This window comes from Actinokineospora lacus, assembly GCF_053813445.1.
On the sequence record NZ_JBQERA010000001.1, the window covers coordinates 563898 to 588918 of the forward strand.

26 protein-coding genes and 1 tRNA gene are annotated in these 25021 nt (G+C 68.6%); 13 read left to right on the forward strand and 14 right to left on the reverse strand.

The annotated features are described in order from the left end of the window. Window positions 1-3: 3 nt before the first annotated feature. The 5 genes from ACTG9Q_RS02790 to ACTG9Q_RS02810 all read right to left on the reverse strand — a co-directional run bounded on the left by ACTG9Q_RS02790 (window position 4) and on the right by ACTG9Q_RS02810 (window position 4534). Window positions 4-762 (reverse strand): glycosyltransferase, encoded by a 759-nt coding sequence (locus ACTG9Q_RS02790; protein ID WP_455570965.1) that lies wholly within the window; start codon window positions 760-762, stop codon window positions 4-6. Next, window positions 717-1124: a glycosyltransferase gene (locus ACTG9Q_RS02795; RefSeq protein WP_455570966.1), complete on the reverse strand. Its 408-nt coding sequence runs from the start codon at window positions 1122-1124 to the stop codon at window positions 717-719. Before ACTG9Q_RS02795 ends, ACTG9Q_RS02790 begins: the two co-directional genes overlap by 46 nt. A 157-nt stretch (window positions 1125-1281) precedes the next feature. Continuing rightward, on the reverse strand, window positions 1282-2463 hold the full coding sequence (locus ACTG9Q_RS02800) for a glycosyltransferase family 4 protein (protein ID WP_455570967.1): 1182 nt from the start codon (window positions 2461-2463) through the stop codon (window positions 1282-1284). Window positions 2464-2465: 2 nt separating this feature from the next. Continuing rightward, window positions 2466-3440 carry a Gfo/Idh/MocA family protein gene (locus ACTG9Q_RS02805; RefSeq protein ID WP_455570968.1) on the reverse strand — a complete coding sequence of 325 codons (975 nt, stop codon included), beginning with the start codon at window positions 3438-3440 and terminating at the stop codon, window positions 2466-2468. Between the two features lie 2 nt (window positions 3441-3442). After that, entirely contained in the window at window positions 3443-4534 is a 1092-nt protein-coding gene (locus ACTG9Q_RS02810; protein ID WP_455570969.1) for a DegT/DnrJ/EryC1/StrS family aminotransferase, read from the reverse strand. Window positions 4535-4716: 182 nt separating this feature from the next. Here ACTG9Q_RS02810 and ACTG9Q_RS02815 point away from each other — a divergent pair, with 182 nt between their 5' ends. From ACTG9Q_RS02815 to ACTG9Q_RS02825, 3 genes are read left to right on the forward strand one after another with little or no spacing between them, the layout of a single operon-like run. Then, the gene (locus ACTG9Q_RS02815; protein ID WP_455570970.1) at window positions 4717-5808 is read left to right on the forward strand and encodes a glycosyltransferase; all 1092 of its coding nucleotides are present in this window, start codon (window positions 4717-4719) and stop codon (window positions 5806-5808) included. Window positions 5809-5867: 59 nt separating this feature from the next. Further along, the gene (locus ACTG9Q_RS02820) at window positions 5868-6839 is read left to right on the forward strand and encodes a hypothetical protein (RefSeq protein ID WP_455570971.1); all 972 of its coding nucleotides are present in this window, start codon (window positions 5868-5870) and stop codon (window positions 6837-6839) included. 32 nt (window positions 6840-6871) lie between these two features. After that, window positions 6872-8311: a lipopolysaccharide biosynthesis protein gene (locus ACTG9Q_RS02825; RefSeq protein ID WP_455570972.1), complete on the forward strand. Its 1440-nt coding sequence runs from the start codon at window positions 6872-6874 to the stop codon at window positions 8309-8311. Here the strand turns inward: ACTG9Q_RS02825 and ACTG9Q_RS02830 are convergent. From ACTG9Q_RS02830 to ACTG9Q_RS02850, 5 genes are read right to left on the reverse strand one after another with little or no spacing between them, the layout of a single operon-like run. Continuing rightward, complete coding sequence (locus ACTG9Q_RS02830) at window positions 8308-8970, reverse strand: class I SAM-dependent methyltransferase (RefSeq protein WP_455570973.1); 663 nt, start codon at window positions 8968-8970, stop codon at window positions 8308-8310. The genes ACTG9Q_RS02825 and ACTG9Q_RS02830 overlap by 4 nt on opposite strands. Window positions 8971-9029: 59 nt before the next feature. Beyond that, a complete protein-coding gene (locus ACTG9Q_RS02835) occupies window positions 9030-9617 on the reverse strand; it encodes an acyltransferase (RefSeq protein WP_455570974.1) in 588 nt (195 codons plus the stop codon). 15 nt (window positions 9618-9632) lie between these two features. Next, a complete protein-coding gene (locus ACTG9Q_RS02840; RefSeq protein WP_455570975.1) occupies window positions 9633-10922 on the reverse strand; it encodes a nucleotide sugar dehydrogenase in 1290 nt (429 codons plus the stop codon). A 55-nt stretch (window positions 10923-10977) separates the two neighbouring features. Beyond that, complete coding sequence (locus ACTG9Q_RS02845; RefSeq protein WP_455570976.1) at window positions 10978-11802, reverse strand: isocitrate lyase/PEP mutase family protein; 825 nt, start codon at window positions 11800-11802, stop codon at window positions 10978-10980. Between the two features lie 54 nt (window positions 11803-11856). After that, window positions 11857-13722 carry a hypothetical protein gene (locus ACTG9Q_RS02850; protein WP_455570977.1) on the reverse strand — a complete coding sequence of 622 codons (1866 nt, stop codon included), beginning with the start codon at window positions 13720-13722 and terminating at the stop codon, window positions 11857-11859. An 83-nt stretch (window positions 13723-13805) separates the two neighbouring features. On the opposite strand from ACTG9Q_RS02850, the gene ACTG9Q_RS02855 reads away from it, so the two are divergent. Continuing rightward, window positions 13806-14156 carry a hypothetical protein gene (locus tag ACTG9Q_RS02855; protein ID WP_455570978.1) on the forward strand — a complete coding sequence of 117 codons (351 nt, stop codon included), beginning with the start codon at window positions 13806-13808 and terminating at the stop codon, window positions 14154-14156. A gap of 808 nt (window positions 14157-14964) precedes the next feature. On the opposite strand, the gene ACTG9Q_RS02860 is transcribed toward ACTG9Q_RS02855, so the two are convergent. From ACTG9Q_RS02860 to ACTG9Q_RS02870, 3 genes are read right to left on the reverse strand one after another with little or no spacing between them, the layout of a single operon-like run. After that, entirely contained in the window at window positions 14965-16695 is a 1731-nt protein-coding gene (locus tag ACTG9Q_RS02860) for an AAA family ATPase (RefSeq protein WP_455570979.1), read from the reverse strand. A 60-nt stretch (window positions 16696-16755) separates the two neighbouring features. Next, the gene (locus tag ACTG9Q_RS02865; protein WP_455570980.1) at window positions 16756-17226 is read right to left on the reverse strand and encodes an NUDIX hydrolase; all 471 of its coding nucleotides are present in this window, start codon (window positions 17224-17226) and stop codon (window positions 16756-16758) included. 9 nt (window positions 17227-17235) lie between these two features. Next, window positions 17236-17979: a DUF5919 domain-containing protein gene (locus tag ACTG9Q_RS02870; protein ID WP_455570981.1), complete on the reverse strand. Its 744-nt coding sequence runs from the start codon at window positions 17977-17979 to the stop codon at window positions 17236-17238. Window positions 17980-18131: 152 nt separating this feature from the next. On the opposite strand from ACTG9Q_RS02870, the gene ACTG9Q_RS02875 reads away from it, so the two are divergent. From ACTG9Q_RS02875 to ACTG9Q_RS02915, 9 genes are all read left to right on the forward strand, one after another. Then, window positions 18132-18542 (forward strand): plasmid replication, integration and excision activator, encoded by a 411-nt coding sequence (locus ACTG9Q_RS02875; RefSeq protein WP_455570982.1) that lies wholly within the window; start codon window positions 18132-18134, stop codon window positions 18540-18542. Window positions 18543-18559: 17 nt separating this feature from the next. Next, the gene (locus tag ACTG9Q_RS02880; protein ID WP_455570983.1) at window positions 18560-18763 is read left to right on the forward strand and encodes a hypothetical protein; all 204 of its coding nucleotides are present in this window, start codon (window positions 18560-18562) and stop codon (window positions 18761-18763) included. 3 nt (window positions 18764-18766) lie between these two features. Beyond that, window positions 18767-19030 carry a hypothetical protein gene (locus ACTG9Q_RS02885; RefSeq protein ID WP_455570984.1) on the forward strand — a complete coding sequence of 88 codons (264 nt, stop codon included), beginning with the start codon at window positions 18767-18769 and terminating at the stop codon, window positions 19028-19030. A 5-nt stretch (window positions 19031-19035) separates the two neighbouring features. Continuing rightward, window positions 19036-19323, forward strand: coding sequence for an AMED_5909 family protein (locus ACTG9Q_RS02890; protein WP_455570985.1), 288 nt, complete (start codon window positions 19036-19038; stop codon window positions 19321-19323). Beyond that, complete coding sequence (locus ACTG9Q_RS02895) at window positions 19317-20102, forward strand: helix-turn-helix domain-containing protein (RefSeq protein WP_455570986.1); 786 nt, start codon at window positions 19317-19319, stop codon at window positions 20100-20102. The genes ACTG9Q_RS02890 and ACTG9Q_RS02895 overlap by 7 nt, the downstream gene beginning before the upstream one ends. A 342-nt stretch (window positions 20103-20444) precedes the next feature. Then, entirely contained in the window at window positions 20445-21932 is a 1488-nt protein-coding gene (locus tag ACTG9Q_RS02900) for an FtsK/SpoIIIE domain-containing protein (RefSeq protein WP_455570987.1), read from the forward strand. Further along, entirely contained in the window at window positions 21929-23530 is a 1602-nt protein-coding gene (locus ACTG9Q_RS02905) for a replication initiator (RefSeq protein WP_455570988.1), read from the forward strand. The genes ACTG9Q_RS02900 and ACTG9Q_RS02905 overlap by 4 nt, the downstream gene beginning before the upstream one ends. Before the next feature lie 26 nt (window positions 23531-23556). After that, complete coding sequence (locus tag ACTG9Q_RS02910; RefSeq protein WP_455570989.1) at window positions 23557-23733, forward strand: helix-turn-helix transcriptional regulator; 177 nt, start codon at window positions 23557-23559, stop codon at window positions 23731-23733. Window positions 23734-23810: 77 nt separating this feature from the next. Beyond that, the gene (locus ACTG9Q_RS02915) at window positions 23811-24893 is read left to right on the forward strand and encodes a site-specific integrase (RefSeq protein ID WP_455570990.1); all 1083 of its coding nucleotides are present in this window, start codon (window positions 23811-23813) and stop codon (window positions 24891-24893) included. 54 nt (window positions 24894-24947) lie between these two features. Here ACTG9Q_RS02915 and ACTG9Q_RS02920 read toward each other — a convergent pair. Beyond that, window positions 24948-25020 (reverse strand) — tRNA-Lys (locus ACTG9Q_RS02920). Between the last annotated feature and the right edge of the window lies 1 nt (window position 25021).

Consider the following 25021-nt stretch of genomic DNA (forward strand, 5'->3'; position numbering starts at 1 on the left):
CGCTCAGAGCCGATCGATGACGTCGACGGCCTTGCGGGCGACCGCTTCCAGGCTGTGGTTCTCCCGAACCCATTGCGACAGCGCCGCTCTGCGGGCCGGGTCGGGGTGCTCGGCGAGTGCCTGGTCCATCGCCTCGGAGACCGCGTCGGCGTCCCACTCCACGGCCCAGCCCAGGCCGTTGTCCCGCACGATGGCCGTCAGCGGGCCCACGCCCGCGTAGATGACCGGCGCGCCAGCGGAAAGGCCCGCGAGGGCCTTGGTGGCGTACGCGAAGTCGTAGCCCGCAGAGGGTTTCACCGAGGCGAGCGCGGCCGACGCCGAGGCGAACCGCGCGCTGAGGTCCTCGGCGGGCCGCGGCGGGTGGAACTCGACCCGGCCGGGGGCGAGGTCCTCGGCCAGCGCCTTGAGCGCGGGGACGTCCGTGCCCTGGCCGACCATCAGCAGGACGGCGCCGGGGTGCTTGGGCGCGACCGTCGCGAACGCCCGGACGAAGACCTCCGCGCCGTGGATCTCCGACATCGTCCCGCCGTAGACCAGGGTCTTGGTCGGCGGCCGCTCCACGTACGCGAACCGGCGGGTGTCGACGCCGACCCCGACCACCGTGACCCGCCCCGTGGGCGCGCCCAGGGCCGCCAGGTCCCGCAGGACGCCGTCCGACACGGCGATGACCGCGCGGGAACCCGTGATCACCCACCGCTCCAGCACTTTGAGCACCTTCACGACCACGCGGTTGACGCCGATCCCGGCCGCCGCGGTCGACACGACGTCGGCGGAGAAGTGGACGTACGGCGTGCGGCGCAGGCCACCCTGCTCACCACGCCGGTGGTGGTGGGCGGCTCCACGACGACGACGTCGCCGCGGGTGAGCAGCAGCCGGAAGAACAGCGGGATGTCGTAGCTGAGGTACTGCACGTACCCGCGGACGTTGCCGCCCTTGTCGCGCAGCACCGGCCACCGCCGGACGTCGAGCCCGCCGTCATCGATTCGGGTGCCCTTCGGCGGCACGGTGGTCAGGACCCTGACCTGGTGCCCGCGCACGGCCAGCTCGTCGGCGAGCGCGCCGAGGCGGTACGCGTCGGCGCCCGTCTCGGGCCGGAACAGCCTGGAGACGATCGTGACGCGCACCACGGTCTAGGCGGCGTTCGAGCGGAGGTCGGTGAGCGGTTTCCCGGCGGTGCGCAGGATGCCCAGCTCCTTCCGCAGCGTCACGATCGACCCGAGCGGGCCGACTCGTGGGCTCAGCCACGCCCCGCGGAGAACGTGGTGCGGGCGCCAATTGATCTTAGCGCGCCAGGTCCTCGGTGATCCACTGGGCGGCCACGCGCCCGGTGGTCGCCAGGGAAGCGTTGTCCCGCACCCAGTCCACCAGGTGCGCGCTGTCACGGGGGTGCCCGTCGAGCATCGCGACCATCTGCTCGGCGACGGCCTCCGGGGTGTGGTCGGCGACCAGGCCCAGGTCGTTCTCCCGGATCAGCGCCGCGCTCGCGCCGACCCCGGCGAAGAGCATCGGCGTGCCGCACGCGGCGGCGGCGTAGATCTTCGTCGGCTTCGCGAAGTCGTAGCCCTGGCCCGGCACGATGCTCGCCAGGGCGCCGGTGGCGCCGCTGATCCACCGGGCCGCTTCCGCGGGCGGCACCACACCGCCGAACTCGACGCTGCCCGGGGCGAGGTCCGCCGCGAGCGCGCGCAACGTCGACTCGACCGTGCCCTGGCCGAAGAACCGCAGCCGGGCCCGGGGGTGCTTCTCCAGCACCAGTGGCAGCGCGCGGATGAAGATGTCCGAGCCCTGCCACTCCGACATGGTCCCGGTGTAGACGAAATAGGGCTCCTTCTCCGACGCAGCCGAACCATCCACTGAACCGTCTGCTGGGCCGTCCACTGAACCGTCCACTGGGCGGAACACCGTGGTGTCCACGCCGTTGGCCACGACCCGGACCCGGTCCGCGGGGACCCCGAGGGCCCGGACGCGCTCGGCGACCCCGTCGGACACCGCGATCACCCCGCGCGCGCGGCGCAGCGCGAACCGCTCCAGCCCGCGCATGAGGCCGCTGACGAACTTGGGCGCGCCGATCGCGACCAGCGCGTCGGACCAGACATCGGCGGCGTAGTAATAGAACGGCGTGCGCTTGAGCAGGCACGCGATCGCGGTGACGACCCCGGTGGTCGGGGGCGGCTCGCAGATCACCACGTCGGCGGAGGTCAGCAGCAGCCGCGCCGCCAGCGGCATGTCGAAGCTCGCGTACTGCACGTACCCGCGCACGCTCCCGCCCGCGTCCCGCAGCACCGGCCACCGGCGCACGGTGTAGTCCGGGAACTCCGGTAGGGCGGTGGACTTCGGCGGGGCGGTGGTCAGCACCGTCACCTGGTGCCCGGCCGCGGCGAGGCCGTCGGCGAGCGCCTTGAGCCGGAACGCCGCGGCCGCGACCTCGGGTGCGAACAGCCGCGTCGCGAGGACGACCTTCATGCCTACGTCGCCATCGCGGCGGTCGAGAGCACCTTCTCCGCCGTGCGCAAGGTGTTCAGCCCCTCCTGCAGGGTGACCACATCGGACTCCTTGCCCAGGACGGCGTCGCGGAACCGCTCGTGCTCGGTGCGCAGCGGCTCGCGCTTGGCGATGGCGAAGCGGGTCATGTCGCCCTCGGAGACGCCGCGGAAGTTGGCCACCGACGCCCACTCGGTGGCGACGACGCCGTTGGCGTAGAAGGTGAGGTCGGCGGTGAGGGTGTCGGCGACGAACGCGCCCTTCTCGCCGGTGACGACGGTCAGGCGCTCCTTCATCGGGGACAGCCAGTTCACCAGGTGGTTGGTGATCGTGCCGTTGGCCAGGCGGCCGGTCGCGGCCACCATGTCCTCGTGCGCGCGCCCGGAGCGCAGCGTCACCTGGGCGTGGACCTGGACGTACTCCGACTGCGCCAGCCAGGCGGTCAGGTCGATGTCGTGGGTCGCCAGGTCCTTGACCACGCCGACGTCGGCGATCCGCGCCGGGAACGGGCCCTGCCTGCGGGTGGCGATCTGGTACACGTCGCCCAGCTCGCCGGAGGCCATCCGCGCCCGCAGCGACTGCAGCGCCGGGTTGTAGCGCTCGATGTGCCCGACCGCGCCGATCACGCCGTTGGCCGCGAACGCCTCGACCAGCTTGGTCCCGGCCGCCACGCTGTGCGCGATGGGCTTCTCGATCAGGGTGTGCACCCCGGCGGCGGCCAGCGCGAGGCCGACCTCCTCGTGCATGCCCGTCGGCACGGCGCACACGGCCATGTCGATGCCCGCGTCGATCAGCTCGGCCACGTCGTTCAGCACGGGCAGCCCGGCGGCCACGCCGTGCGGGTCGCCGTGGGCGTCGGCGACGGCGACCAGCGACAGGCCCTCCACCTCGCGGATGACGCGCGCGTGGTGGCGGCCCATCATGCCCAGCCCGATCAGGCCCACTCGCAGGTCAGCCATGCTCACGCACCCGCCTTCGCCAAGGTGTTCACCGCGGTCACGATGCGCTCGCGGTCCTCGTCGTCCAGCGACGGGTGCACCGGCAGCGACACCACGGTGCGTGCGGCCTGCTCGGTGGCGGGCAGGTCCGCGTCCCGCTGGAACGAGGGCAGCCGGTGGTTCGGGATCGGGTAGTACACCCCGGAGCCGATCTGGTGCTCGTCCTTGAGCGCGGCGACGAAGCCGTCGCGGCCCTCGGGCACCGTGATCGTGTACTGGTGGTAGACGTGCACCGCGCCGTCGGCGACCGCGGGAACGCCGACGCCGCGCAGGTTCGCGTCGAAGAACTGGGCGTTGCCCTGGCGGGCCTTGGTCCACTCGCCGATCCTGGTGAGCTGGACGCGGCCGATGGCGGCGTGCAGGTTCGTCATCCTGGCGTTGAACCCGACGATCTCGTTCTCGTACTGGCGCTGCATCCCCTGGTTGCGCAGCAGCCGCAGGGTCCGCTCCACCTCGGCGTCGCCGGTGGAGACCATGCCGCCCTCGCCGGAGGTCATGTTCTTGGTGGGGTACAGGCTGAACATCGCGAACGCGCCGAAGGTGCCGACCTGCCTGCCCGCGAGGCTCGCGCCGTGCGCCTGCGCGGCGTCCTCGTAGATCGCCAGCCCGTGCTCCTCGGCGATCGCGGTCAGCGCGGGCATGTCCGCGGGGTGCCCGTAGAGGTGCACCGGCATGATCCCCTTGGTGCGCTCGGTGACCAGCGAGGCCACGTGCGCGGGGTCGAGGCAGTAGTGCTCGGCCTCGATGTCGGCGAACACCGGGGTCGCCCCGGTCAGCGCCACCGAGTTCGCCGTCGCGGCGAAGGTGAACGAGGGCACGATGACCTCGTCGCCGGGGCCGACGCCCGCGGCGAGCAGCCCGAGGTGCAGGCCCGCGGTGCCGGAGTTGACCGCCACCGCCGCGCGCCCGTCGAGCAGCACCTGGCTGAACTCCTGCTCGAACGCGGCGACCTCGGCACCCTGCGCGAGCATGCCGGAGCGGAGCACCGCGTCCACGGCCTCCCGTTCCGCGTCGCCGATGATCGGCTTGGCCGCCGGAATGAAGTCCTTGCTCACGTCTCGCCCTCGATGTGCGTCGGGGAACAGTCGCCACACTTTAAGTCGGGGACGGGCCCGCGGTTCGGGCGGGGGGCGGAGGGGTCCCGCGGGCGCGGTTAGACTGCGCGACCATGGCCAACGGCGCGAATCGCGGGCGGATCCTCTGCATTTCCTTTTCCGACATCACCAGTGACTCCCGCGTGCTGCGCCAGCTGGATGTGCTCGCCGAGCTGGGCGAGGTGACCACGATCGGCTACGGCGGCAAGCCCGCCGCGGCCACCGAACACCTGGCCATCGACGAGGACCTGACCTCGCTGCCGCAGACCCCCCTCGGTGTCGCCCTGCTCGCGCTGCGCCGGTTCGACCGGGTCGAGTTCATGGCGCCCGCCGTGCGCGCGGCGCGGGAACTGCTCAAGGGCAGGCGCTTCGACGTCGTGATCGCCAACGAGGCGCGGGCGATGGCCATCGCCCACGAGGTCGCCCAAGGCGCCCCGGTCCTGGCCGACATGCACGAGTGGGCCCCCGAGGAGCGCTCGCACGTGCGGTCGTGGCGGCTGCTGGTCAAGCCGTTCATGACCCACCAGTGCGCCAGGTACCTGTCCAAGATGGCGGCGGTGACCACGGTGAACGACTCCATCGCCGGGCTCTACCGGGAGCGCTTCGGGGTGCGCCCGGACATCGTGCGCAACGCCGCGGCCTACCGCGAGCTCGTGCCGAGCGAGGTGCTCGACGGCAGGATTCGCCTCGTGCACAGCGGCGGCGCCGTGCCCGGGCGCAACCTGGAGACGCTGATCGAGGCCGTGCGCGGCCTGGACTCGACCTACACCCTCGACCTCTACCTGGTGCCTGGCCGCGACGGCGGCAAGTACCTCGACAAGCTGCGCTCGCTCATCGGCGGCGACCAGCGCATCACCCTGCACCCGCCGGTCGCCTCGACCGAGGTGCCGCGCACGCTGAACCAGTACGACGTCGGCATCTACAGCCTGCCGCCGCTGACCCCGAACCACCTGTACATGTTGCCCAACAAGATCTTCGACTTCGTGCAGGCGCGGATCGCCGTGGTGTTCGGCTCGGCCCCGGAGACCGACCGGCTGATCAACGAGCACGACCTGGGCGTGATCGCCGCGGACGCCTCGGCGGGCGCCATGCGCGAGGCCCTGGCCGCGCTGGACGTGGACCGGGTCCGCGCGTACAAGCAGAACGTGGACCGGGCGGCGAAGGTGCTCAACTCCGCCGAGGACGCCGCCACCCTGCGGACCCTCGTGGGGGACCTGCTCGCGAGGACCCCGTGAGCCCTGCCCCGCCGACCCCTGGGCCGTCGAGTCCTATGTCTTCGAGTTCTGGACCGTCGGTGCTGCACGTCAACGACGCGGCGTTCACCGCCCAGCGGCTCATCACCGAGGCCGCCCGACGCGGCCAGGACTGGCACTTCCTGCCCAAGGCTGCGCCTGCCCAGCAGTGGCGGGGGCTGCGCGGCCAGGCCCGGCGCGCGGTGATCGGCGCGGCCTGGGTGGCCAGGCTCGGGCTGCTCGCCCGCCGCCACGACATCGTCCACGTGCACTCCGCCTCGACGCTGGCGCACGCCCGGCTGGGCGCGCCCCGCTTCGTCGTGCACTGCCACGGCACCGACGTCCGCACCGCGCAGTACGACCCGGCGCGCGCGGGGTCCATCCGCGCCGGGCTGCGCGACGCCGAGGCCGCCTTCTACTCCACCCCCGACCTCGCCGAGCACGTCCTGCCGCACCGGCCCGACGCGGTCTACCTGCCGGTCCCCATCGACGTCGACGCCATCTCGACGTGGTCGCCGGGCTCGGGCAGGCCGCGGGTCGTGTTCGCCTCGCGGTGGGGCCCGGACAAGGGCGGGGCCGCCATGCTCGACCTCGCGGGCGAGCTCGTCGCCGCGCTCGGCGAGCGGGCCGAGGTGGTCGGCCTGGACTGGGGTCCGCAGGCGGGCGACGCCGCCGCGCGCGGGGTCCGGCTGGTCCCGCGCGGCGAGCACGCGGTCTACCTCGACCTCCTGCGCGGCGCACAGGCCGTCGTCGGGCAGTCGGCGGGCATCCTCGCCGCCAGCGAGCTGGAGGCGCTGGCCATGGGCGCCCCGCTGGTCGTCCCGGTCGGGCTGCCGCTGTACGCCGCGTCGCCGCCACCGGTCGTCGGCGGCAGCCCGGCCGACGCGGTGGCCGCCGTCGTGGGCCTGATCGACGGCTCCGAGCCGCACGACCCCCGGGTCGGCAGGGCCTGGGTCCGCGCGGAGCACGGCATCGTCTCGGCCGTGGACACCGTCGCCGAGGTCTACCGGGATGTGCTGGCGGCCCGCCGGTGAGTCGGTCGGCACGGCCGGGGATGTTCGCGGGGATGGCGCGGCCGGTCCGGCTCGACGCCCCGGTCGGCACGTCGCTGGCCCGCGGCGGGGTCTTCAGCACCGTCGGCCTGCTCGCCCAGGGCATCCTGCGCTTCGCCACGGCCCTGCTCGTCGGCCACATCGCCGGGGACGCCGCGCTCGGCGTGGTGGCCACGGCCATCGCCACCGCCACGATCCTGGCCCTGCTCTGGCCGACGACCACCGGCAGCGCGGCGTCGAAGTTCCTGGCCAGGGCCCGCGGGGCGGGCGACGCCGGGGAGATCCGCGCGATCGCGGCGCACCTGCGCTCCCGCACCCTGGTGACCGCCGTCCTGCTGGGCCTGGCGAGCATGCCCGCCTGGGTCCTCATCGACGGGGGCTCCTGGGCGGGCGCGGTGAGCGTCGGCGCGCTGACCATCGCCTACTCCGGCTACAGCTTCACCCGGGGGGTGCAGTTCGGCGCGGGCCAGGTGCCGCGGGCCACCGCCTGGGACCTGGTCAGCGTGGTCGTCGGCCTGGCCGGGCTGGTCGGGCTGCTGGTGGCCGGGGTCAGCGGCCCGGCCCTGGTGGTGCCCCTCGTGCTCGCCTACGGCCTCTATACCGTCGCGGGCTGGCCGTACGGGGTCTCGGGCCGCCCGGCCCCGCAGCGCCGCCGCGAGCTGGACGGGTTCGTCGCGCTGGGCGTGGTCGGCACGCTGGCGAGCACCGGGTTCCTGCAGTTCTCCCAGATCACGGCCACGCTGGTCGGCGGGGTCGAGCAGGCGGGCGTCTACGCCGCCGCGCTCAGCCTGGCCACCCCGGCGTCGATGCTGGCCGCGTCGCTGAGCCTGGTGCTGCTGCCGTCGATGGCCGAGGCGTGGGGCCGCGGCGACCACACCGCCTTCCACGCCCAGACCGACCAGGCCACGCGCGCGCTCGCCGTGGTGATGGTGGCCATCTTCGGGTCGGTGATCGTCGGCAGCAGGCTGCTCGTCGAGGTGGTCTGGTCGGCGAAGTTCGCGGCCGCCCAGGACCTCCTGCCGGTGCTCGTCCTCGCCGTCCTGGCGACGAACCTCGCCGTGGCCAGCGTCAACTCGCTGAGCACGCGGTCGCAGCGCGGGATGCGGGTGACCACGGTGGCCAGCGTGCTCGGGCTGGTCGTCGGGGCGGTCGTCTGGCTGTTCGTCACCCCGAGCATGGGGCTCGGCGGCGTCGCGCTGGGGTACCTGTGCGGCACGGTGGTCGTGGCCGTCATCCCGACCGTGCTCGCCTGGCGCACCGGCGGGCACCAGTGGGGCGTGCTGTTCGGCAAGGTCGCGCTCGGGCTGGCCGTCGTGGGCGGGATCGCGGTGGCGCAGCGGGTCGCGGACCTGCCGCTCCTGCTCGACCCCGTCTTCGCCGTCGGGTTCCTCGCGGGCTGGTGGCTGCTGAACCGCAAGGCCATCGCCGCGCTCCCGCTCCCCCGGCGTCGCTAGGCCGTGCGCCGGTAAAGGAAGAACGACGAGATCAGGTTGATGTCCGCGGGCGGGTCGACGCGCTGGTCGAGCGTCCACTCAGGACAGGCGTCCGCGACCCACTTGGTGAAGTCGCGGTGCTTCTCGGTGGGCCCGCGCTCGCCGCCGTCCGCGGCGTTGCAGCAGATCACCACGAACCGCTCGGCGCTGTCGAACAGGCGGACCATGTAGTCCTCGTACACCTCGTCCTCGACCAGGTGGAAGATGACCTCCATGGACAGGGCCAGGTCCGCGCGGAACCAGCCCGCCGGGTCGGAGAGGTCCTTGGGGTCGTAGCGCAGGAAGCTCTTGGTCGGGTCGTCGGCGAAGCGCTTGATGCAGTGCTGGATCGCGGTGGAGGAGCGGTCGAGGCCGAGGTAGCGCGGGTAGTCGGCGAGGCTGAGCTGGTTGCCGTCGCCGCAGCCGAGGTCCACAACGGAGGTGACGCCCAGCTCGGCGACCCAGCCGTTGACGATCATGGCCTTCCACTCGGCCTGCCTGCCGTAGGACCCGGCCCCGGAGGTGCCGCCCTTGGCGTAGCGGTCCTCCCAGTAGTCAGCGCTGCCGGGGAAGAGCCGCTGCCGCATGCGGGCCACTGGCGGGGTCTGGGTGACACGAGCGGCGACGGATCGTATGTCCACGCGGGAAACTTAGTCCTACCTCGTCGAAATCGCGATCTGACCGTGGCCGGTTCAACCGATCAGGTGGTCTCGGCGAGCACGCCGTCGGTCTCGGCGTAGGTCTGCCCGGTCAGCGGGCACACCCAGTGCTCCCCCTCCTGGCGCAGGGGCGCGCCCGCCTTGCCGACCCAGCCGACCCTGCGGGCCGGGACCCCGACCACCAGCGCGTGGTCGGGCACGTCCTTGGTCACCACCGCGCCCGCGGCGACGGTCGCCCACGCGCCGACGCGCACCGGGGCGACGCAGACCGCGCGCGCGCCGATCGCGGCGCCCTCGGCGATGGTCACCCCGACGGCCTCCCAGTCCGAGGCGCTCTTGAGGGTGCCGTCGGGGTTGACCGCGCGCGGGTAGGTGTCGTTCGTCAGGACCACCGCGGGGCCGATGAACACGCCTGCGGCGAGTTCGGCGGGCTCGTAGACCAGGGCGTGGTTCTGGATCTTGCAGTTGTCCCCGACCCGTACCGCGGGGCCGATGTAGGCGCCGCGGCCGATCACGCAGTTGGCTCCCAGCTCGGCGTTCTCGCGCACCTGGGCGAGGTGCCAGACCTTGGTGCCCTCGCCCAGCGTGGCGGTTGGGGCGACGTCGGCGCCCTCGGCGATGAAAGACATGGGTTCCTCCGCGGTTCAGGCCTTGCCGATGACCCGGTAGGCGATCCCGGGCCAGCGGTCGGCGGAGCTGACCCGCCTGCCGTCGATGACTGTGGTGACGCCGGGCAGCTCGGCGGGTCCGATCTCGCGGTACTCGGCGTGGTCGGCCTGCACGACGGCGGCGTCGATCTGCTCGCCGAGGTGGTAGGGCTCGAAGCCGAGGGAGCGCAGCTCGTCGTCGGTGTAGAGCGGGTCGTGCACCAGGGCGGTCGCGCCCCGGGTCCGCAGCGCCTCGACGGTGGCGAAGACCCCGGAGAACGCCGTCTCCTTGACCCCGCCGCGGTAGGCGGCGCCGAGCACGGCCACCCGGGTGCCGCTCAGGTCGCCGTGGGCGCCTTCCAGCAGGCCGATGGTGTACTCCGGCATCGCGGCGTTGGTCTCCCTGGCCGCGCGGACGACCGTGGCCTCCGGGTCGTTCCACAGGTACAGCCGCGGGTACACCGGGATGCAGTGCCCGCCGACGGCGATGCCCGGCTGGTGGATGTGGCTGTACGGCTGGGAGTTCGAGGCGTCGATGACCTGGTAGATGTCGACCCCGGCGGTCGCGGCGAAGCGGGCGAACTGGTTGGCCAGGCCGATGTTGACGTCGCGGTAGGTGGTCTCGGCGAGCTTGGCCAGCTCGCTGGCCTCCGCGGAGCCGAGGTCCCACACGCCGTTGGGGCGGGCGAGGTCGGGGCGCTCGTCGAAGTCGAGCACGGCCTCGTAGAACTCCACGGCCTTCGCCGCGCCCGCCTCGGAGAGGCCGCCGACGAGCTTGGGGTACTTGCGCAGGTCGGCGAAGACCCGGCCGGTGAGCACGCGCTCGGGGGAGAACACCAGGTGGAAGTCGACGCCCTCGGTCAGGCCGGACACCTTCTCCAGCATCGGCTTCCACCGGGAGCGGGTGGTGCCGACCGGGAGCGTGGTCTCGTAGGACACCAGGGTGCCCGGGGTCAGGTGCCGCGCGAGTTCTTCGGTGGCCCCGTCCATCCACCCGAAGTCCGGGCGGGCTTCTTTGTCGACGAACAGCGGCACGACCAGGACGACGGCGTCCGCGCCGGGCACGGCCTCGGCGTAGTCGGTGGTCGCCCGCAGCGCGCCGGAGGGGACCAGCCTGCTGAGCTTGTCCTGCAGGTGGTCCTCACCGGGGAACGGCTCGACCGCCCGGTTGACCTGCTCGACAAGGGCGGCGTTGACATCGACGCCGATGACCTCGTGGCCCTTGTCGGCGAACTGGACGGCGAGCGGAAGACCGATCTTTCCCAGAGCGATGACAGCGATCTTCACCGAGGCAAGTCCTATCCTGACGACACAAGGGGGTGCCGCGAGGGTACCCGGGCGCTCACCCGGCCGATGGGGTCGGCCCGCCTTCCATGAGCCGGTTCAGCCCGGTGTGGCCGTGCCCGGCCCGGACCCCCGCGAACGTCCCCGCGCCGAGCACCTCGCCGGCGGCCGTTGCCATCGCCGCCAGCGCGGCCCGCGCCAGCCCCGACCCCAGGCTGACCCGGCGCACGCCCAGTTCGCCCAGCTCAGCCACGGACAGCTCGGCCGCGGCGCCGTAGGCCAGCACGTTCACCGGCTTGCCCACCGCCTGGCAGACCCGCCGGATGGCGTCGGCGTCGGGCAGGCCGGGGGCGTAGAGCACGTCGGCGCCCGCCTCCTCGTAGGCGCGCAACCGCGCGATGGTGTCGTCCAGGTCGGCGCGCCCGTAGAGGAAGTTCTCGGCGCGCGCGGTGAGGAGGAACGGCAGGTCCCGCGCCGCCTCAGCAGCAGCCGCGACCCGACTGACAGCTTCCCCGACCTCGATGACCCGCCCACCCACCACGTCCTCGACCGACCCGCCGACCAACCCCACCGCCGCGGCCCGCCGGACGGTCTCGGCGGGGTCGTCGAACCCGTCGCCGAGATCGGCGGACACCGGCAGCCCGGTAGCCGCGACGATCTCCGCGGCATTGGCGAGGATGTCGTCCCTGCCAACCGCACCATCAGGCACCCCACGGCTGAAGGCAACCCCAGCACTGGTGGTGGCCAACGCCGCAAAGCCAAGCGAGGCCAGAATCCGAGCGGTCCCGGCATCCCACGGATTGGGCAGCACAAGCACCCCCGGCCCCGCGTGAAGCCCGGCAAACACATCCGCCTTGCGCTGCTGATCGGTCACGCCCGGCACGCTATCGCCTGGGACCGACGCGCCTCGGGCTCTGACCGCGTTCGTCCCGCTCATTCATCCTCGGGAGGACGGGCTTGCGCTCGCGGCGCGGGCGACGGCCCGGTCGGGGTGCCGCGCCGCGATCGTCCGGAGCATCTCGTCCCGGGCGGGGTGGTCGGTGTGGGCGAGCCCCCGCACGAAGCTCAGTTGCTCATCAGCGGTGTGGGCGGTCAGTTCCTCGATCAGCAGCCCGAGCTCGTGGAGGGAGCAGAAGCTCTCGGCGAGCGCGAGCAACATCTCGTGCTCGCGAGCCGATTCCGGAGCCAGGGCACCGTGGCGGACCAGCCATTCGGTGGCCACCGCGCCCGCCACACCCCCCTCGGCCCGCAACCGCCTGGCCTGCTCCACGCCCGCCGCCCCGGTGCGATCCAGAGCGGCCCAACCCAGCATGCGGTCCTGCGCGGTGGGTGCGTCCGGGATGAACGCGGCCGACTCCGCGGCCGCGTCACCGGGTGCCCTGGCCGCGACCCACCCGGCCAGCAGGGATTCGACCAGCTCGGGTGCCGCGTGCCGCAGGGCCGCGCACACCTGGTCCAGCGGTTCGCCGACCAGGTCGCCGATCTGGGGGGCGACGAACCCCTCGGCCACCAGATCGTCCCGCGCCGCCGCCAGGCCCAGTGGGGTCAGCCGGACGAGGGTGGGGTCCGGGTCGGCCTCGCCCGACAGCTCCGCGATCTTGTCCAGCTCGGCCGGGTCGTCGCTCACCGCCAGCTCCACGGCCCCGAGCAGCGCCAGCGCGTCGAACACCCGGGCGAGGTCCTGCCGCCACATCAGCTCGCGGATGGACACCAGCAGCCCACCGTCGCCGAAGTCGAACCGGTCCGCCAAGACCTCCCGCGTGACCTGCGCCAACAGCTCAACCGGCACCGGCGTGGTGCCTGCGGTGTACAGGGTCAGCGCCAGCTCGATCGCCAGCTCGGGCAGCACCTCCGCCAGCAAGGAGGTCGGCTCGAAGCGACTCGGCGGCGCGCACACGGCGTGCCCCAGCCGACCGAACGCCGAGTGCGCCCGCAACCACAGCTCCAACGGCCGGTCCAGCAATCCGGCGGCGCTCTTGACGGGCACGAGCCTGCCCTTGACCGGTCTGGCCAAGCGGGCCGCTTTGGCCCACTCCACCAGCAACGCCACCTCCGGCAGCTCGGCGCTGCTGCGGGCCCGCTCCAGGAAGGACTGGTCCACACCCAGCTGCCCGGCGAGTTCGCGCGCGTCGGCGACGCGCAGCCGACTGGTGCTCGTCAGCGGGCGGCCTGCGCCCAACCAGGCCGCGAACGTCCGCAACCGCGTGACCAGGGCTGCGTTCTCCGCCAACGCCACCAGTTCCGCTTCCGACGGCAGCACGACAGGCGGCAGCGGTGCCCGCGCGTCCTCGGCCCCGTCGGTGGCGCGGCGCATGATCTCCGCCAGCACGTCCTCGTCGTACTCGACCTCACCGACGTGAACGGCGTCCAGGAACCGGCGCGTCTGCTCGCCGTCCTCGGGGTCGACGCCGTGCTCGGCCATGCGCGTCGCCCAGAACTTGGCGAGCCCGAAGTTGCGCTCATCGGCCATCGCGGCCAGGAACCCCTTCGCGTCCTGGTCAATCGCGGAGTGCAGCGCGGCGGGATCGTGCGGGAGTTCGGTTGAGGTCGCCAGGAAGTCGACCCAGTGGTGCAGCGTCGACAGCACCCTCGGCCACTCCGGTTGGGGGATGGTGACCTTGCGGGGAAACCAGTCCAGCAGCAACTCCCCGATGTCGTCGGCGTTCCAGCGGCCCGGGTCGAGCTTTTCCTCCAGCTGCCAGTCCAGCGCGACATCGACGACGAACATGTCGACATCGATCCCCTGGCCGGCCGCCCAGTCCTCGAACCCGTTCAGCAGCTCGTCCTCTCGGCCACCTCTCATGCGCCCACTATGGACGAGGGCGATCACTCCTCGTCCCCACCCCTTTCGGGAGCGTCGTCCCGTCTCGCTCCTACGCTCCACCCATGAGCGTGTCCCTCTACTACCGCGCCCACCGAGCCACCCCGCTGACCGAAACCGAGGCGGCCACGCTGGAGCGCGTCACCACGACCCGCCGCACCACCTTCCCCTACGACGACGAGGAGGACCTCTACCTCTACGACAGCAACAAGGGCGAGCCAGGCGAACTCCTGGCCGGGTCCACCAAGATGCCCTCTGACCCATCCCGCCTCATACCGGTGATCGCCCACGTCCTCGACTCCGTGACCGAACTCCGCCGAACCCTCCCGGACGCCAACTGGCACGTCCACCTGGATGACTTGGACGTCCCGTGGGACGAGTCCGAGGGCTACACCCTGCTCGGCATCCGCGATTGAAACCCACGTCCGCCACAACCGCGAGAACGCATGATCGTGCGACTCACCCACTACACCCTGCGGGCACCGACACCGCTCGAAGCGTGAACAGCGACCACAAGACCGCTTCCACGGCCACGGACCGCAGCACAAACTGACCAAAAGCTGTCCTTGGTCGGAGCGTCAGACCCTGACAAGGGGCCTGACCTGGTATTTGGTGGGCCGCCTGGGGCTCGAACCCAGAACCTACGGAGTCCCCGAGGACACTTAGCACTGTCTCTCATGGATAGTCGACACCACTCATGACCTGGGCTGATGCTCCGTCGCCGCTCTCAACACTTCTCGTCGCCTGCCACTTCCTGCCACCCAATTCCGTGGGTAAACCGTGGCTGCCCAGAATCCCACACCTCGCCAGCCCCACCTGAGCTGAGGCACGAACCCATACCCGCAGTGCGCTCCGCGCCAACGCCCCGGCACCCCTACGCCAAGCATGGCGCGGATCGTGCTGCGGGCACCAGGGGTCCAGGGGCGCGGCGCCCCTGGTACCAAGCAAGTCAGCTACGCGCTCAACCCGGTGACACCGAGCTGGCCGCTCTCACGAACTGCCGCCATGCCCTCCTCCGCCGTGTCGCCTGCGCGGCGCAGCGCGTCCTGGACCAAGCCGCGGGGCCGTGCCGCGCGCCCGCGCGGGCGGAGCGAAGCGGGAGCCCGCGCCGTGGCGCGATGGACACGGACCACGTTGCCAACGGCCAGGCACACCCGCGCTGCGCCGCGCAGGCGGCGCGGCCTTGATCTCATAGAGCTACGTTCAGCAGAGTTGTACAGTCTTTTATGAAGCTTTCGGTGGCGCGCAGCCGTTAGCGCGTTGAATGTGTCCAACGAAGCTTTCAACCCGCTGTCGGACCTCTGCGTGCAAATCGTCTATTCCATAGTTCAGGGTAATGTGGCGAGCTATCTTGACTTTGTCGTACTGCGCACCCTTCTCCCGCTTTGGTAGGGGATTCGTCCAACGATCGCCGGTCCATGCCAGTTCGAGATTCGATGTTGCCTTGACTGCCGTGCTTAGTAGTTCCTTAGGTAGGTAGTTTTCCATGGTGTAGCCGCGAGTGACCCATGCCGACCCGGGTGTATGCAACTCGAACTGACCAATCACGCGTATCTTGGTGTCATTTAGCTTGCTCCGCGCGCTTCTCTTGTCGCTATCTATCACGATTGCAATGTTGCGGTTGAGCCTCCGGAGAGCGATAAACTCGATAACCTCTTCATCTTGGGCGGAGAGATGGTTCAACAGGCGGCCGCCGTAGAACATTATGGAGTAATGTATGCCCTCTGTGAGGCTTGGATCTAGCTCGGCAATCCATGCATTGAGATAAATCCGATCCGACGGTCCTTCAACCCAGATGACGAAATTTGCTTGCAGAAGATCACTCGGACGGTAACCAAGCTCAGCGCATATCTCAAAGAGTTGAGATGGAGTTTGTGCCCTAGTTACTACGGTTCCTCGTTCGGTGAGTGCGACACGGAATACTGTGGCATACTTACTATCAAGCAGATGAGCGGAGTGTGTAGCAATAAGATACTGATTTCGCTTTGTTTGGCTTAGGTACTGGAGAAGCTTGCGTTGAAGCAACGGATGTAGGTGAACCTCCGGCTCCTCGATGCAGATCATCTTCTTATCTTCGATGGTGGCAGCTGCTGCGATAATTATTACCTGATGAATACCGGTGCCATAGTTCTCCAGAGGTAGGACGCGCCCATTCTGGTACACCTGGATTGTATCCAGCCGGTGTGGTATTCGAATGTTGACATTGTCGTCCTCTAGGACGGTTTGAACAAAGTCATTGATTTGATTAAACTTACCTCGTTGAGAATCGTAGTCACTTCCCGAATCCGGGTTCTGTAGCTTGCTTAGTTCGGCGATTAGGTTTGTGCCGCTGGTGCTGACGTCTCCTTCGTTGCCCGTCTGTATTCGACGGAAAGCCTCAATTGTGACGACCTCTGGAATGCAGGCGGATAGATCCAGTAGGCCTAGAGCGTTACGCAGATTATTGAGAGTCGGTCCATCGGTCCAGCTTTGCAGTACTGCTTTCGAAATGGCACGCGCAATATCGTCGCAATGTGGATCTGCTTCGCGAATCCTCTCCGCTTGGTGAGTGGACAAGCGATTCTGCGCCCCATTGTTAGGCTCCAGCGTCAACCAGATTAGATTGTCACTAGTAAGGCGTAGAGCCTCGTTATCTAGGAGCCTGCTTACCAGCTTGTCAAGGTCGCTTCGCGCTTTCTGGATGCGTTCGCGGAATTGTTGGACGACCTCGCCATCCTCAGGAATAGCTATAGCGGGAGTGAAGGGTATCTGTTCAGTAGTTTGAGGAGCATCTAGCTTTTCTGGCAATCTGGAATAGCTACTTTTGAGCCAATCCTGTGCAAAACGAAGAATGTTCGATTTTCCTGCATTATTGGGTCCCGCTAGTAGGTTGACCGTTCTCAACGGGCTTACTAGCTGCATGTCTCCATAAAAGCTGCGATAACCGAGAATTCCGAAGCCGTAAGTGCGTCCCATATACGTCCTTAGGTATTGATTCTACGAGTAGTAGCTCGGTGGACTGAAGTAGTTCCTGCTCTACGAGAAGGTGGGCCAAGATGTCGCGTTCTGGGCATCCCGAATTCGTAGCATGATGGAAGGATGTATGGCCAACTGTGAAAGGCTTGACTTGGGCGCCCATCGTACTTCTAAGCTTTCTCGACTGGTTTTCAAAGTACCTCCTTCTGGTGTGCCCGCGAAGCAGATCGAGAACTCCTGTCTAACTTCGCCGTCATCATAAGCAATCACATGGTTAGGATTGCTGTAGATTCCAATTAGTCCGCGAACTGCAATCTCAATCCCTGTTTCTTCTCTGGTTTCACGGATCGCGCAATTTGATAGGGTCTCGCCTGGGTCAAGTTGACCACCAGGTATGCTAAAGTAGCCATTATCTGAGCGTCGAATTAGTAGGACGTCTCCATTGGGGTTCTCGACGTAAGCGCTACACGCTACCGCAATGTTGTTCGGACTTGGCGCCGAAGGGTCATTTAGGTAATCTCTACGCGCCATTGAACTCTCCTAGAAATGGGCCGCCTGAGACAGGTTCCACACGCTCTCGAAACTCTCCGAGTAGGTTTCAAATAAGTCTCCTCCCGAAAGGCGGCGCAGGTGGATGCTGGGAGCATGAGCTCCTTGGAATCCGTACACGTGAGTGTTTATTATCATTTCGTCATCGAAGCGGAAGATGCTATTGTAAAGCGTTGTTCGATGGAATCGAATGTCCACTCCTTCGATTCCATTTAACGGCCGATAGAAGGCGAGTGCGTTACGGATGCGTGCGGAAAGCGTTCCTTCGCCGAGTTGCTCTTCCTCGCTACGAGTGGCTACTTCAGGGCTATCGGGATCACCGAAAAGGAGGCGGACGCGCGTGCCGTTGGTGGCCTTGATGGCTAGGTCCTTGATGAACCGCGGGCGTTCGACGAGGAAAAGCGCGGCGTGCATGAGCAGTTCGACATGTTCGGTGGCGTCGTTGATGAGGCGGTCCCAGAGGTCGGTGGGGATGCTGTTGCGGTGGGGGTAGACCTTGACCACCTCGCTCCCGGCTATCTCGGCCTTGCGTTCGGGGGCTACTGCGTCGGGCCAGAGGTAGTTCTCGGACTCGCGGACCATCGCGGCGATGGTGTGGCGGTGCTTGGGGTATGGCACCCGGCCCTTGGTGATCCAGCGTTCCACGGTCTTGGGGTCGACGCCGGTCGCCTTGGCGACCTTGTCCATGTCCAGGCCCTTGCGGAGCAGGGCGTCTCGTAGGCGTTCGTTGGGCATCCGGGGGCCTCCGTGGACGTGTAGGGACGTCTTCAGGGTACGCCTAGACGTCCGTAGTCGTCCTGCTATGCGGTGCTCGCGTCCTCGCGTTTTGACGACAGTGGTCAGTGTCCGGGAAACAGGTCCCGGGCCTTGACCAGGGAGAAGACGCGATGCCTGTCATCCCTACGCGGTTCGCGGTCGACTTTGGGGACGTGTTCCCCGTCGGTGCGTTTGTGCTTGGTGTGGAGCCGTCGATGGCGTTCTCGGACAACCCGGGGGCTCCGAAGCGGCAGGAGCGGGACAAGGAGACCGGTCAGCTCGTGTGGATCGTGCGGGCGCTGGATGCGAACGAGGAGGCCGCGCGGTTCGGGGCCGAGTTCAAGGTGAAGATCGCTGCTGATCACCAGCCGGTTCCTCCGGCGAAGGCGAACGGGTTTCCGTTCGCGGCGGTGGAGTTCGAGGGGTTGACGATCACGCCGTACGCCAACGCCAAGGGGCGGATCGCGCACAGCTTCCGGGCCTCGGGGATGCGTGCGCCGCGTACCGGGCGCAAGCCTGCTGTTGATCCTCAGGCCGCGTGAGCGGCGGGGTAGTCGGGATGCGCGACATGGTGCACGTCTATGTGACCGCTGACCTGCCGATTCGGGGGCAGGCGTTGCCGTTCGCGGATCGGGTTGAGGTGCGGTTCGGCAAGGCGTTCCCGGTGGCGTTGATCGTGGAGCGGCAAGCCCTGGACGCGCTGGTGAGGGCGATCGAGGACGGGCGGGCCGAGTTGGTCGCCGCTGAGAATCGGGAGGGCTGAGGCGTGTCGGTCAACGTGACGGTTGATCCGGGACCGCGAGCGGCTGCCGGGTTCATGGGTGTTGGCGGTGCTCCCGCGCTGGTCTTGTTCCTCGACCCTGGCAACGTCGTGATCCAGGTTCCGCCGTTCCCCGGCGGCGCGCGATTCCTGGCGATGTTCTGTCGGCAGTTGTCGCGTGAGGCACGCAAGCTCGCTGACGCACTGGAGACACCCGGTGCGCAAGCCGGGCGGCACGCTCTGATCCCTGATGACCAGGGCGGGCGGTGACCGGCGTGAGCACTGTTGACGTGCGGGTCGGTACCGGTGCGGGTGAGATCGCCACTCTCCGCCAGGCACACGAGGTGCTTGCCCGGTTGCGGCCTCCGCGGTCGTCTTCTGCGGCTGCGTGGGTGGCGTTTCACCGGCTGGCGGCGCGGGTGTATGCCGAGGTCGGCGAGATTGATCGCGGGCATCATCACGAGGCGCGGGGTTACTGGTCGGTGCGGGAACGCCGGTATGCGGACTACATCACCGAGACCGGGGTGGTTCCGGAGTCGCCTCTGGAGGTTCCGGGATGGTGACCACCGGTGCGGCGAGGGTCGAACCTGGTGTGGCTCGGCGGCTGCTGCGCTATGAACTCCAGCGCATGTGTGCCGACAGTGGGGTCACGCACGCGCAGATGGGTGCTCGGCTGGGCGTGTCACGGGCGTCGTTCACGCAGATGTTGATGGGCAAGTCGCTGCCGAGTCGGGCCGCGCTTGAGGTGCTGGCGAATCACCTGGGTGCGTCCAATCGCCTGCCGATGCTGCTTGAGGTCCTTGGGCTTGCTCGGTCCCGTTCGGATACCGACTCGACCGGTGGTGACCGTGACCTGTTGGTCGGATTGGAGGCATACGCGCACACCATCGAGGTCTATGACCCGTTGGTGATCTCGCCACCGCTGCGAGCATCGGCTTACGCCCGCGTGCTGTCTGACGCCGGTCCCCCGAGGGGTGGCATGTTCTGGGGTGACAACCCTGCCACGCTGGTTTGGATCGTGGAGGAACACGCCCTACGCCGCGTAGTGGGTGATGCGGCGGTCATGCGCAGCCAATACGTCCACCTGTGCGCCCTGGCGGAACTCCCCCACGTCACGATCCAGGTCATGCCCGCCGACAGCGGCGCACACCCCGGCCTGGCGGGCGGGTTCGAGATCGTCCACGGAAGCGGCGGCACCGTGGTGTGTGAACTCACCAGGCAAGCCGCGCACTACGCCGACCGGCCCGAGGTCGTGGCCGAGTACGCCGAGATGTTCGGCGGGCTGCGGAAGTTGGCGTTGAGTCCGGAGGAATCCGAGGTGATGCTCCGGCACCTGAGGTGATCTGACTGTCCACACCGCACAGAAAATGCTTGATGCTGGTGCGGCGATGCCGCGCGTTTTCTTTGTGGTGCAAGTGATGTGACGACAGAAGCGGCCATCCGTTGGTTGGCGCCGTGGGGCCGCTTCTGTCTGTCCAACCCCTGACGGAGTTGACATGGCAAGCGTAGAACACCCTCGTACAGATCGCGCAACCCCCACCACTCGAACGCGGTGCGTGCGGTGTTGCAAGTTCGCTCGGCTGTTGCCGGGAGATGACCGGTGCGCCTCGTGCTCGGGTGCCCTGGCTCTGGAGTTCGGCACGATCACCGCTCCCACCGACGCCAAGACTCGGGGTGGTTGGTGATGGGCGGCAACAGCCGGTGGGTCGACCCGGCACCCCTGGAGGTGGCACGTCCGCGGCTTCCCTGGTGGACGTTGTTGCCCTGGAAGGCAAAGCTGCTGCTCTCGCCGCTGGCGTTGGCCTGGGTGCTCCTCTGGGCTACGGCCAGGGTGGTGCGGGTGGCCTGGTACTACCCGGTGTCGGTGGTGCTGGGCGTGGTCCTGGCCCTCATCGGGACATGGTTGTATCGGCTTGGCGGGTGGTGGCTGCTCGGCGGCCTGGTCCTCGTGGTCGTGCTGGGTGGGCTGGTGTGGTGGCACCGGGACACCCTCGGGTTTCAACGGCGGGTGGGGTGGTTCCGCACGGAGGTTCGGCGGGCCTGCTTGTACGCGGCGAACTGGCGGACGGTGACGCGGCTGGCGGGGTTGACGGGAGACACCAAGGGGCGGGAGTACCGGCCTCGGCTCAAGCGGACGCGGTCGGAGTGGTGGCGGGATCGGGTGCGGGTTCGGATGGTTCCGGGGCAGGCTCCGGAGCAGTGGGAGTTGCGGGCGTCGGGGTTGGCGCATTCGTTTCGGGCTCGGTCGTGTCGGGTGCGGGTGGTGAAGCCTGGGGTGATCGAGCTGGATTTCGTGCACGCTGATCCGTTGGCTGCGTCGTTGCCTGTTCCGGGGTTGGCGGCTTCTGATTCCACGGTTGATCTGCGGCGGGTGGTGATTGGGCGGACTGAGACCGGTAGGCCGTGGGTGCTGCGGTTGTTGGGTGGGCAGTACCTCACTGTGGGTGTGCAGGGTGCGGGTAAGGCGTCGGTGTTGTGGTCGTTGCTGTGGGCGTTGGCTCCGGCGATTAGGTCGGGCACGGTGCGGGTGCTGGGGATTGATCCCAAGGGTGGGATGGAGTTGGGGCAGGCTCCGGAGTTGTTCCACGGTGGTCCGGTCTTCAGCAATGGTGCGCAGGCGGTGGAGTTGTTGGAGTCGGTTGCCGAGGAGGTTCGTGCGCGGGCGGCGCGGTTCCGGGGTGTTCGGCGTGGGTGGTCGGCTGACAGTGAGGAGCCGTTCTTGCTCCTGGTGCTCGATGAGCTGGCCGATGTCATCGCTTATCAGACTGATCGGAAGCTCAAGGAACGTGCGCAGCTCGCGCTTCAGACGATCACTTCGCAGGGGCGGGCTCCGGGGGTGGCGGTGTTGGCGTTGGTGCAGGACCCGCGCAAGGAGATCGTGCCGTTTCGGAATCTGTTCACGACGCGGATCGCGATGCGGCTGGATGAGGCGGTTCAGGTGGACATGGTGTTGGGGGATGGGGTGCGGGCTCGGGGTGGGAATGCGCATGAGATCGCGGAGTCGACGCCGGGTGTGGCGTGGGTGAAGGAGGACGGGAAGCGCGATCCGGTGCGGGCTCGGGCGTTCCACGTGACCGACACGAACATCACTGAGCTGCGGCATTACGTGACGGGTGGGTCCGCGGTGGTGTTGCCGTTCTCGTTGCGGCCGGATGGGGGTGCGGCGGCGTGAGCACTCCTGAGGTTCCGGTGAAGGTGCGTGCGCCGTTGGCCGCTGATGTGGTGGTGGCGACGGCTGAGCAGTGGGGCGTGTGCGTGCGCCCGTTCACGATGGAAGTCGGGGACCCGAATACCGGCGAGCTGCGCTACATCGGCGTCCCGTGTGGTTCGACCGTTGAGTCGGTGTGCGGGCCGTGTGCGAAGAAGGCGCGGGCGCTGCGCATGACCCAGTGCCGCGAGGGCTGGCACATGGCCGAGGAACCGCAGGACACCCGGCGGAAGCCTTCGGCGGATGAGACAGCGTTGTTGGAGCTGCGGGCGGACTTGGTGGCCCAGTACCGGCGGGCCGACGCTGCCGGGGACGTCGATGCCGACGAGTTGCGCGAGGACATCCGGGCCATTGATGAAGAACTGCACGCGTGTGGGGTCACGGGCAGGTTGCCCAACCCGGACGGGCCTGGCCCGAAGACGCCGAAGCGGTCGACGCGGCGTAGGCAGGATGCGCCGAACCTGCCTCGGCGGCGGGTGGAGAAGCGCACGGTCGGCAGGGAGTACGCCGGGGGCTATCGGCCGTCGATGTTCGTCACGCTCACCTGCGACACCTACGGTCCTGTCCTGGCTGATGGCACGCCGCGCAACCCGAACACCTATGACTATCGGCGGGCGGCTCGGGATGCGGTGCACTTCGCCTCCCTGATCGACCGGTGGTGGCAGAACCTGCGCCGTGTCGTGGGCTGGGATGTGCAGTACTTCGCCACCGTCGAGCCCCAGAAGCGGGCCGCGCCGCACCTGCACACCGCGATCCGCGGTTCCATCCCGCATGAGGTGATCCGCCAGGTCACCGCCGCTACCTATCTCCAGGTGTGGTGGCCCAACCATGACCAGCTCGTCTACGGCGGTGACCGGCTGCCGGTGTGGACCGATGGCGGATTCATCGACCCCGACACCCGGCGCCCCTTGACGGCCTGGGCGGACGCGCTCGACGAGGTGGAGGAACCGGCGCACGTGGCCACCTTCGGCGCACAGGTGCACTCCAAGGGCATCCTCGGCGGCACCGAGGAAGCCGGACGCCACATCGGGTACCTGACGAAGTACCTCACCAAGTCGACCGGTGAGGTCATCTCCGCCGACACCGACCGGCAGCGGGATCACCACGACCGGCTACACGCGGAACTGGCGGTGACACCGTGTTCACCTCGCTGCGCGGTCTGGCTGCTCTACGGCGTCCAACCCCTCGGGGTGACCTCGAAGACCACACCAGGGCACTGCAAGGGCCGCGCACACCGCCGCTCCACCCTCGGCCTACCCGGTCGGCGAGTCTTGGTATCGCGGAAGTGGTCGGGCAAGACCATCGCCGAACACAAGGCCGATCGACGGCGGTTCGTGCTGTCGATGCTGGAAGGGGTCGGTATCCGCCCACCTGAGCGGGATACCTCGCGGTTGATTTGGCGCAAGCTCGCGCCCGGTGACACCAACGCTCCACCTCGGGCGCACCTGCTCATGCACGCGATATCGGAACGCATCCGGTGGCGGGCGGAGTACGACATGGCGCTTCTGGCTGCCGGGATAGGTGGCCCTGATGTTTCAGCAACTCAAGCGATGGCGGCGTGACCTGGGGGTTTGTGATGAGGGAGTCGTTGAGCAAGTTACTGACGATCGAGGAGCTGTCCGAGTACCTGCGGGTGCCGGTGCCGACGCTCTACCGGTGGCGGACGCAGGGGTACGGGCCGGTGGGCAGGCGGATGGGCAAGCACCTGCGCTACCGGGAAGACGACGTCAAGCGCTGGATCGATGGCCTGGAAGGGGCGGCCTGATGGCGCGGCCACCGTTGCCGGTGGGGACGTTCGGTGCGATCCGCACCTACCGGGTGGGGCCTAAGCGGGTGCGGGCGATGACGGACTACCGGGACTTCGACGGCCGGACCCGTCGAATCGAGCGGGTGGGGACCTCGAAGGCTGATGCGGAGCTGCGGCTCAAGGAGGCCCTACGGGATCGGGGCAGGGTGGACGCGGGCTCGGAGATCACCTCGGAGACGAAGTTCGCGGCGGTCGCGGAGGTGTGGTTCACCGGGATTCAGGAGGCCGTGGCGGACGGGCGGCGGTCTCCGAGCACGGGTGAGCTGTATCGGACGCGCCTGGACAAGCAAGTCCTTCCGGCGCTGGGTCAGCTCCGGATCAGGGAGATCACCGTCTCGCGGCTGGATCGGCTGGTGTCGGAGGTCGCCAAGCGGCATGGGAAGGCGACGGCGAAGACCACGCGGACGGTGTTGAGCGGGGTGCTCAAGCTGGCGGTGCGCCATGACGCGTTGCCGGTGAACATCGTGGCCGGGGTGGGGCGGATCGAGGGCCAGGAGCAGGGCGTTGCTCGGGCGTTGACGCTGGACCAGGCGGTGGAGCTGCGGGCCAAGGTCGCCGCGCACCGGAAGGCCAAGGTGTGGGACCTGGCGGACTTCACGGACATGATGCTGGCGACCGGGCTGCGGATCGGGGAAGCCTCGGCGGTGACCTGGGGGGCGGTCGACCTGGACAAGGGCACGGTGGAGGTCCGCGGGACGGTCATCCGGGAGCGGGGCAAGGGGTTGAGCATCAAACCCCGGCCCAAGAGCAAGAGCGGGTGGCGGACGCTGGAGCTGCCCTCGTGGGCGATCACCATGCTGAAAGCGCGCAAGCCGGAAGACGCCCGTGACGATGACCCGGTGTTCCCGGCCCCGCTCGGCGGCCTGCGTGACCCGTCGAACTCCAACCACGATCTACGGGTGGTCTTCGATGACGCGGGCTACCGGTGGGTGACCAGCCACGTCTACCGCAAGACGGTGGCGACGCTGATGGATGAGTCGGGCCTACCGGTTCGGGTGATCGCCGATCAGCTCGGGCACGCGCACATCTCGATGACGCAGGACGTCTATCTGGGGCGCAAGACCCGCAAGACCGGGGCGGCCGGTGTCCTGGAAGCCCTCGACCAAAACCGTGGGTAAACCGTGGGCCGATCTTGAGACGACGAAGCCCCAGGCCGTTGACCTGGGGCTTTGTGGGCCGCCTGGGGCTCGAACCCAGAACCTACGGATTAAAAGTCCGCAGCTCTACCAATTGAGCTAACGGCCCG

Coding starts and splice junctions, on each gene's coding strand:
- ACTG9Q_RS02870 (WP_455570981.1), bottom strand. CDS start 17,979: ATGCCCAACGAACGCCTACGAGACGCCCTGCTCCGCAAGGGCCTGGAC.
- ACTG9Q_RS02880 (WP_455570983.1), top strand. CDS start 18,560: ATGCGCGACATGGTGCACGTCTATGTGACCGCTGACCTGCCGATTCGG.
- ACTG9Q_RS02915 (WP_455570990.1), top strand. CDS start 23,811: ATGACGGACTACCGGGACTTCGACGGCCGGACCCGTCGAATCGAGCGG.
- ACTG9Q_RS02800 (WP_455570967.1), bottom strand. CDS start 2,463: ATGAAGGTCGTCCTCGCGACGCGGCTGTTCGCACCCGAGGTCGCGGCC.
- ACTG9Q_RS02835 (WP_455570974.1), bottom strand. CDS start 9,617: ATGTCTTTCATCGCCGAGGGCGCCGACGTCGCCCCAACCGCCACGCTG.
- ACTG9Q_RS02805 (WP_455570968.1), bottom strand. CDS start 3,440: ATGGCTGACCTGCGAGTGGGCCTGATCGGGCTGGGCATGATGGGCCGC.
- ACTG9Q_RS02895 (WP_455570986.1), top strand. CDS start 19,317: ATGGTGACCACCGGTGCGGCGAGGGTCGAACCTGGTGTGGCTCGGCGG.
- ACTG9Q_RS02900 (WP_455570987.1), top strand. CDS start 20,445: ATGGGCGGCAACAGCCGGTGGGTCGACCCGGCACCCCTGGAGGTGGCA.
- ACTG9Q_RS02855 (WP_455570978.1), top strand. CDS start 13,806: ATGAGCGTGTCCCTCTACTACCGCGCCCACCGAGCCACCCCGCTGACC.
- ACTG9Q_RS02860 (WP_455570979.1), bottom strand. CDS start 16,695: ATGGGACGCACTTACGGCTTCGGAATTCTCGGTTATCGCAGCTTTTAT.
- ACTG9Q_RS02865 (WP_455570980.1), bottom strand. CDS start 17,226: ATGGCGCGTAGAGATTACCTAAATGACCCTTCGGCGCCAAGTCCGAAC.
- ACTG9Q_RS02875 (WP_455570982.1), top strand. CDS start 18,132: ATGCCTGTCATCCCTACGCGGTTCGCGGTCGACTTTGGGGACGTGTTC.
- ACTG9Q_RS02825 (WP_455570972.1), top strand. CDS start 6,872: ATGGCGCGGCCGGTCCGGCTCGACGCCCCGGTCGGCACGTCGCTGGCC.
- ACTG9Q_RS02850 (WP_455570977.1), bottom strand. CDS start 13,722: ATGAGAGGTGGCCGAGAGGACGAGCTGCTGAACGGGTTCGAGGACTGG.